2 protein-coding genes are annotated in these 9,394 nt (G+C 71.5%); both read left to right on the plus strand.

What is annotated here, in order from left to right:
* A partial coding sequence (locus G3O06_RS44485) for a non-ribosomal peptide synthetase (RefSeq protein WP_205819873.1) occupies positions 1–6,482 on the plus strand: 6,482 nt, incomplete at its 5' end.
* Between the two features lie 9 nt (positions 6,483–6,491).
* A partial coding sequence (locus G3O06_RS44490; protein ID WP_205819874.1) for an amino acid adenylation domain-containing protein occupies positions 6,492–9,394 on the plus strand: 2,903 nt, incomplete at its 3' end.

Here is a 9,394-nt window from a genome sequence, read left to right on the forward strand (position 1 = left end):
TGCCGTGCGACGCGTCGGCCGCTTCGCGCCAGCCGCGCGACGGCCGCGCGCTGCGCGTCGAACATGCGGATATCGTCGCCGCGTTCGCGCGGCAGGCAGCCGCGTATCCGCATCGCGTCGCGCTGGCCGATGCGTCGGCGTCGCTGACGTTCGCCGAACTCGACGACGCGTCGAACCGCATCGCACGCGCGCTGACCCAGCGCGATGTGGCCGCCGAAGCATCCGTCATCGTTTGCATCGAGCGCTCGGCGCGCTTCGTCGTCGGCCTGCTCGGCGCGCTGAAGGCCGGTGCGCTCGCCGTGCTGCTCGATCCCGCCCAGCCGGCTGCACGACTGGCCGCGGCAGCCGCCGACTGTGGCGCGCGCTGGGCGCTCGTCGCGGATGTCGCTGGCTGGCCGGCCGGCAGCGACGCGCAGCCGCTCGACGTCGACACGCTCGCGCAGGACGCAACGCTCGCGCACGCAGCCGGCGTGCGCATCGCACCGCATCCGGAACAGGGCGCGTATCTGATCTATACGTCGGGCTCGACCGGCACGCCGAAGGGCGTCGTCGTGTCGCACGGCGCACTGGCCGACTATGTGCAGGGGATGCTCGACGAGCTCGCGTTCGCACCGGACGCGTCGTTCGCGATGGTGTCGACCGTCGCGGCCGACCTCGGCCATACGACGCTGTTCGGCGCGCTGTGCGCGGGCCGCACGCTGCACCTGCTGCCGGCCGCGTGCGCGTTCGATCCCGACCTGTTCGCCGAAGAAATGCGCGGCCGCGACGTCGGCGTGCTGAAGATCGTGCCGAGCCACTTGCAGGCGCTGCTCGACGCGCGTGTCCCGGCCGACGTGCTGCCGCGCCACGCGCTCGTGACGGGCGGCGAAACGCTTACATGGGCGCTCGTCGCGCGCCTGGCCGCGCTTGCGCCGGCGTGCCGCGTGATCAACCACTACGGGCCGACCGAAGCGACGGTCGGCGCGATCGCCTGCGACACGGCGTCGATTGCTGCCGATGCGCGCGATCCCGCGAACGGCGTGCCGCTCGGTGTGCCGCTGCCGAATGCGCGCGCACTGGTGCTCGACGCGTTCGGCGCATGCGTGCCGGCCGGCGCGACGGGCGAACTGTATCTGGGCGGGCCGGGCGTCGCGCGCGGCTACCTCGGCCGCCCGGCGCAGACCGCCGATCGCTTCGTACCCGATCCGTTCACGCCCGGCGCGCGGCTGTATCGCACGGGTGACCGCGTGCGCTTGCGCGTGGACGGCCGCCTCGCGTTCCTCGGCCGTATCGACGACCAGGTGAAGATTCGCGGCTACCGCGTCGAGCCGGGCGAGGTGAGTGCGGCCGTGCGTGCGGCCGGCCCGGTCGTGCAGGCCGAAACGCTCGCGATCGAACACGACGGCCGCCTGCGGCTCGCGACCTTCGTCGTGATGCGCGACGGTGCGAACTTCGACGAGGCTGCGGTGCGCACGGCGCTTGCCGCGAAGCTGCCCGACTACATGGTTCCTGCACAGTTTGTCGCGCTCGCTCGCCTGCCGGTCACCGCGAACGGCAAGATCGATCGCGCCGCGTTGCGCGAACTGGCGGCCGCGCCGGTCGCGACTGCATCCGGCGATGCACCGCAGGGCGCGGTCGAAACGGTGCTGGCCGAAGTCTGGCAGGCCGTGCTGAAGGCGCCGAAGGTCGGCCGCGACGACAACTTCTTCGAACTCGGCGGCGATTCGATCCTCGTGCTGCAGGTGATCGCCCGTGCGCGCAAGCGTGGTGTGCGCTTCACGCCGAAGCAGCTGTTCGACGGCCCGACGGTCGCCGAACTCGCGCGCATCGCGAAGACGGAGGACGTGGCCGCCGCGCAGCCTGCGGTCGCAACCGCTGCCAGCGCGCCGGTGACGGCGCAGGTCCAGACGCCCGCGCAGCAGCGCTTCTTCGCGCTCGATATTCCGCATCCCGGCCACTGGAACCAGTCGGTCGCGTTCGATGTGCGCGGGCCGTTCGACGCCGATGCGTTCGCGCGCGCCTTCGATGCATTGCTGACGCATCACGACGCATTCCGCCAGCGCTTCGCGCGTGGCACGGACGGCACGTGGCAAGCCAGCGATGCCGTGAAGCCGTACGACGCACTGCCGTTCGTCGAAGTCGCCGCCCGCGACGAAACCGATGCGCTCGCGCGCTTCGACGCGTTGCAGCGCCGTCTCGACCTCGGCCGCGGGCCGCTTGCCTGCGCATGCGCGGCACGCCTGCCGGACGGTTCGACGCGCCTCTATCTCGCGATTCACCATGCAATCGTCGACGGCGTGTCGTGGCGCATCCTGCTCGACGACCTGGACACGGCCTATCGTGCCGCATGCGAACGCACGCCGATCCGGCTGTCGCAGCCGGGCCTGCGCGCGGATGCATGGGCCGCACGGCTCGCACGTGCGGCAACGGAACCGGCATCGCCGTTCGCGGCAGAAACCGCCTACTGGGCCGGCATGGCGCAGGGCGACGACGTCGTGCCCGATCACCCCGACGCAGCGGCGACGAACGCCGATGCGGCCGTCGTCGTGCAGACGATCGACGCGGCACTGACCCGCGCGGCGCTCACCGATGCGCACGCTGCCTATCGCACGCAGACGATCGAACTGCTGGGCGCGGCGCTCGCACTGTCGCTCGCCGGCGCGAGCGGTGCCGCATCGTGCCGTGTCGAACTGGAAGGGCATGGCCGCGAGGCGCTGTTCGACGACGCGGATGCCAGCCGCACGATCGGCTGGCTGACGAGCCATTACCCGGTGACGCTGCCGGTCGCGGCCACGGCGCGCGACACGCTGTGCGCGGTCAAGGACGTCCTGCGTGCCGTGCCGCACAAGGGGCTCGGCTTCGGCGTGCTCGCGCACTACGGCGCTGCGGCGACGCGTGCGGCGCTGGCTGCCGTGCCGCGTCCGCGCGTCACGTTCAACTATCTCGGCCAGTTCGACGCACCGCGCGATGCCACGCTCGTGCCGCGCTTCGGTGGCACCGGCGTCGAGCGCGATCCACAGGGGCCGCTCGGCAATACGCTCGCGATCCACGCGTACCTCGATACGGATCGCGACGGCGCGCGCACGCTGAAAGTGCACTGGGTCTACGGCGCACCGCAATTCGAGCGCGCGACGATCGACGCATTCGCCGAACGCTTCGCGGCGGCGCTGCGCGAACTCGTCGAAGTGTGCGCGTCGCGGGTTGCGCATCGCGGCGGTGGCGCGACACCGGGCGATTTCCCGCTCGCGCAGGCCGCTGGTCTCACGCAGGCTGCGATCGAACGCACACCGCTCGACTGGCGCACCGTCGACGACGTGTATCCGCTGTCGCCGATGCAGCAGGGCATCCTGTTCCACGCGCTGTTCGCGCCCGGTCACGCCAGCTATGTGAACCAGCTCGTCGCGACCGCGACCGCGCTGGACGCCGACCGGCTCGCGGCCGCGTTCGAAGCGTCGATCGCGCGCCACGACATCCTGCGCACGAGCGTGATGCCGGACGAAGCCGCGCCGCTGCAGTGCGTGCACCGCCACGCGCAAATGCCGGTCGAGCAGCTCGACTGGCGCACACGCGGCGACTCGTTCGACGCCGATTTCGACGCATGGCTCGCGGCTGATCGTGCCCGCGGTTTCGACTGGCGCGAGCCGCCGCTGATGCGGCTCACGCTGATCCGCGTGACCGACGACGCATGGCGTGTCGTCTGGACGCGTCACCACGTGCTGCTCGACGGCTGGAGCACCGCGCGCCTGCTCGCCGACGTGCTGCGCGACTATCGCGACCCGGACGCCGTGTCGCCGTTCGCAAGCCGCCCGGCGCTGCGGTATCGCGACTTCATCGCATGGCTCGGCACGCGCGATCACGACGCCGACGAACGCTTCTGGACGGGCCGCCTCGCACGGCTCGACGCACCGACGCTGATCGCGGAACGCACGGCCGACCGCGCGGATGCCGAAATGGTCACGTGGCGCGCGGCGCTCGATGCCGACACGACGACGCGCGTCGCGCAGACGGCGCGCGCACTGAAGCTGACCGTCAACACGCTGGTGCAGGGCGCCTGGGCGCTCGCGCTGCAACGGATGACGCACCAGCCGGCCGTCGCGTTCGGCGCGACCGTCGCCGGCCGTCCCGATGCACTCGCGGACGTCGACTCGGTGCTCGGTCTCTTTATCAACACGCTGCCGGTGATCACGGCGCCCGCGCCGCAGCAACGCGCGGCCGACTGGCTGCAAACGCTGCAACGCGAGAACGCGGCTGCCGCCGAGCACGCACACACGCCGCTTGCCGACATCCAGCGCTGGGCGCGTGGCGCGGGCGGCGCACTGTTCGACACGCTGGTCGTGTTCGAGAACTATCCGGTCGACGACTCGGCGCGCGACGCCGATCCGCGCGCGCTGACGTTGAGCGGCGCGCGCAGCATCGAAGCGACCGATTTCGCGCTGACCCTCGTGATCGAGAGCGGCGCCGAGCTGACGATCGACTATGGCTACGACACCGCACGCGTCGATGCGCGACAGGTTGAAACCTGGCACCGTGCGTTTGCCTGCGCGCTCGATGCGCTGGCTCGCACGCCGGATGCGCTGCTCGGCACGCTGTCGATTGCCGATGACGCCACCCGCGACGCGCTGGCGCAGGACACCGCGCGCGCTTGGCCGGCGTCGCAGCGGCAGCCGCTACATCTTCAATTCACCGATGCGGTACGGGCGACGCCCGACGCGATCGCGCTCGAATACGCGGATGTTCACGGCGGCGTGCATCGCGCGACCTATCGCGAACTCGACGTCAGCACGTCGCGCATCGCGGCTGCGCTGCGCCGGCGCGGCGTGCAGCCCGACACGCCGGTCGCGCTGTGCGTCGAGCGTTCGTTCGACATGGTGATGGCGCTCGTCGGCGTGCTGAAGGCCGGTGCGGCCTACCTGCCGGTCGATCCCGACTATCCGGCGGAGCGCATCGCGTACCTGCTGCGCGACGCGCGGCCGGCGGTCGCGATCACGCAGGCCCACCTGCGCGAGCAGGTCGAGGCCGCGCTCGGCGACGGTGCAACGACGCAGTTGCTGACGGTCGCGGACCTGCTCGCCGATGAAACCGGAAACGACACCGCCGGTGCGACCGTCACGATCGACGACGCGCAGCTCGCGTACTTGATCTACACGTCCGGTTCGACCGGCAAGCCGAAGGGCGCCGGCAACACGCACGGCGCGCTCGCGAACCGGATCGCGTGGATGCAGCACGCATACCGGCTGACGCGCGACGACGTCGTGCTGCACAAGACGCCGTTCGGCTTCGACGTGTCGGTATGGGAATTCGTGTGGCCGCTGGCGATCGGCGCGAAGCTCGCGATCGCCGCGCCCGGCGACCACCGCGATCCGGCGCGTCTTGCCGCCGCGATCCATGCGCACGGCGTGACGGTGCTGCACTTCGTGCCGTCGATGCTCGCCGCGTTCGCCGCTTATCTCGACGATTTCTCGGCCGCCGCGCAATGCGACAGCGTGCGCCTGATCGTCGCGAGCGGCGAGGCGCTCGCACCCGAACTCGTCGCGAAGATGGCCCGGCTGCTGCCGAACGCGACGCTCGTGAACCTGTACGGGCCGACCGAGGCCGCGATCGACGTGTCGCACTGGACCTGCGGCCCCGACGATGCGCATGCGGCCGCGGTGCCGATCGGCCATCCGATCGCGAACCTGCAACTGCACGTGCTCGATGCCGCATGGCAGCCGGTGCCGGCCGGTGCGACCGGCGAACTGTATCTCGCGGGCGCCGGCCTCGCACGCGGCTATCTCGGCCGTCCGGCGCTGACCGCCGAGCGCTTCGTGCCCGATCCGTTCGTGCCGGGCGCGCGCATGTACCGCACGGGCGACCTCGCGCGCCGGCGTGCCGACGGTGCGCTCGACTACCTCGGCCGCGTCGATACGCAGGTCAAGCTGCGCGGCCAGCGGATCGAGCCGGGCGAGATCGAGGCATTGCTGCGCGCGGCGCCCGGCGTGAACGACGCGGTCGTGATCGTGCGCGACGAGCAGCTGATCGGCTATGTCGCACGCGGCGACGCGGGCCCGCTCGACCGGGCTGCGCTGCTCGACGCGCTGCGCGCGCAACTGCCGGCCTACATGGTGCCGTCGCAGCTGATCGAACTCGATGCATTGCCCGTGACGCCGAACGGCAAGTGCGACCGCCATGCGCTGCCCGCGCCGGTGCGCGACGCGGCAGCCGAAGTCGAGCTCGCGACCGATACGGAGCGCGCACTTGCCGAGATCTGGCAACGCGTACTGCATGTGGACGCAATCGGCCGCGACGGCGATTTCTTCCTGCTCGGCGGCCATTCGCTGCTCGCGACGCAGGCCCACGCGCAGGCGAACCTGCACTGGGGGCTCGCGTTGCCGCTGCGCACGCTGTTCGACACGCGCACGCTGGCGCGCTGCGCGGAAGCGATCGACGCGGCCTGCGCGGCGCGCGGCGAGACCGACGCGGCGAGCGCGATCGACGCGCTGCTCGGCGAACTGGAAACCCAATAAGGACGACGGATGACGAAGGTTCAACCCGACTGGCTCGCGCTCGCGACGCGTTTCGCGCAACTGCCCGACGCGCAGCGCGCGGTGTTCATCGACAAGCTCGGCGCGGCCGGCATCGACTTCCGCGTGCTGCCGATCCCGCCGCGCACGCCGCGCAGCGACCGTGTGCCGGCGTCGTTCGCACAGACGCGCCTGTGGCTGCACGCGCGGCTGATCGATGCGCCCGACGCGTATCACATCACCGAGCGCCTGGCGCTGACCGGCCCGCTCGACGTGCATGCGCTGCGACTGGCGTGCGACGCGCTGATCGCGCGCCACGAGGCGCTGCGCACGACCTTCGACGAAGCGCAGGATGGCGTCGCGCAAACGATCCACGCACCGTTGCGCTGCCCGTGGCGCGAGACCGATCTCGAAGCGCTGCCGGACGCACAGCGCACGGCGCGTGCGGAAGCCGTCGCGACGGCTGACGAAGCCGAGCCGTTCGATCTCGGCTCGGCGCCGCTCGTGCGTGCGCACCTGGTGCGCTTCGACGCGACGCATCACTGGCTCGCGCTGACCGTCCATCACATCGTGTCGGACGGCTGGTCGTCGGGCGTGATGCTCGAGGAACTCGCGGCGTTCTATCACGCGTACGCGTCCGACCGGCCGGTGCCGCTCGCGCCGCTGCCGATCCAGTACGCCGACTACGCGCTGTGGCAGCGCCGCTGGCTCGACGCCGGCGAGCGTGACCGCCAGCTCGCGTTCTGGCGCGACCGGCTCGACCCGCAACGCGGCGTGCTGGCGCTGCCGGGTGCGGCTGCACGCCCAGCGCGCCGCAGTGCGCGCGGCGCACGCCATGTGTTTTCGCTCGACGCTCGCGTCGGTGCGCAACTGCGCGCATTCGCGGCAGCGTCGGGCGCCACGCCGTTCGCGGTACTGCTCGCCGCGCTCGATGCGCTGCTGGCGCGCGCGACCGGCGATGCACGGATCTGCGTCGGCGTGCCGGCCGCGAACCGCGAACGCGCGGAAGTCGCCGGCCTGATCGGCTTCTTCGTCAACACGCTGGCGATCGATGTCGATGTGCCCGCGCACGGCGATTTCTCGTCGTTGGTCGCGCGCACGCAGCGCGCGCTCGTCGACGCGCAGATGCACCAGGACGTGCCGTTCGAGCAGGTGGTCGACGCGCTCGGCGTGCCGCGCAGCGCGAGCCACCATCCGCTGTTCCAGGTGATGGCCGCGTACGGCGAACGCCGCGCGCTGCCGGCGCTCGGTGCGACGTCGGCCGCGTTGCTGCCGTCGGGCACGCCGTCCGCGAAATTCGACCTGACGCTTTCGGTCGAAGCGACGCCGGACGGCACGTTCGACGCCGCATTCATCTACGCGCTCGACCTGTTCGAAGCGGACGCGATCGCACGGCTCGCCGCGCGCTTCGTCACGCTGCTGGCCGATGCACTTGCGCGCCCCGACATGCCGGTCGGCGATCTCGACTGGCTGCCAGCCACTGAGCGCGAGCAGCTCTTTGCATGGAACGCACCGGCGGGCGCGACCGAATCCGAACCGTTCGTTCCGGTGCATGCACGCATTGCCGCGCATGCGCAAGCACGGCCCGACGCACGCGGCGTGGCCGATATCGATCGCACGCTGACGCGCGGCGAAGTCGACGCGCGTGCGGCCCGCCTGGCGCGCCATCTGGTGGCAGCCGGCGTTCGCCCGGAAATGCGCGTCGGCGTTGCACTGCAGCGCTCGGTCGACCTGCTCGTCGCGCTGATCGCGGTGCTGAAGTCGGGCGCCGCGTTCGTGCCGCTCGATCCGGCGCATCCGCGCGAACGGCTCGCGCAGATCGTCGGCGACGCGAACATCGCGCACGTGCTGACCGACGGCGCGAGCGCCGCGTCGCTGCCCGAACTGCCGGATCTGCGCGTGTGGCGTGCCGATGAAGTCGATGCACTCGACGCAGCCGCGCACATCGTGCTGCCGGACGTGCTGCCGGGCCACGCGGCCTATGCGATCTACACGTCGGGCTCGACCGGCAAGCCGAAGGGCGTGATCGTCGATCATGCGTCGTTCGCGCTGCATTGCGCGGCGATCGCCGAGCGCTACGGCGCGGGCGAGAACGACGTGTTCCTGCTGTTCCAGTCGGTCAACTTCGACGGCGCGCATGAAGGCTGGTTTTCGCAATACATGTCGGGCGCCGCCGTGTCGGTGACGGCCGACGTGCTGTGGCCGCCCGCGCAGACCTGCGCGATGATGGTCCGCGACGGCGTGACGATGACCTACGTGCCGCCCGGCTGCGCCGCGCAGCTCGCCGAATGGGCGCTCGCGCACGGTGCGCCGCCGACGCTGCGTTCGCTGACGGTCGGCGGCGAGGCGACGTCGCGCGAAGCGTTCGCGATGCTGCGCCGCGCGCTGCCGAACGTGCGCGTGGTCAACGGTTACGGCCCGACCGAGACGGTCATCACGCCGACGCTGTGGATGTTCCGGCCCGGCGACGATCTCGCGAAGCTCGGCGACGCCGCGTACCTGCCGATCGGCACGCTGGTCGGCGCACGCACCGCGCATGTGCTCGACGAGCGTCTGCATCCGCTGCCGGTCGGCGTGATCGGCGAACTGTATCTGGGCGGCGAGGGGATCGGCGTTGCGCGCGGTTATCTCGACCGCCCGGCGCTGACGGCCGAGCGCTTCGTGCCCGATCCGTACGGTGCGCCGGGCGCGCGGCTGTACCGCACGGGCGACCTCGTGCGGCGTCGCGCGGACGGCGTGTTCGACTTCATCGGCCGCGTCGACCACCAGGTGAAGCTGCGCGGCCTGCGCATCGAACTCGGCGAGATCGAGGCCCAGCTTGCCGCGCATGACGCGGTGCGCGAAGCCTGCGCGGTCGTGCACGGGCAGGGCGCGCTCGCGCAGCTCGTTGCATACGTCGAGCTGACCGCCGACGC

It is taken from the genome of Burkholderia sp. Ac-20345 (assembly GCF_017104825.1).
In the GTDB taxonomy this organism is placed as follows: Bacteria; Pseudomonadota; Gammaproteobacteria; order Burkholderiales; family Burkholderiaceae; genus Burkholderia; species Burkholderia lata_B.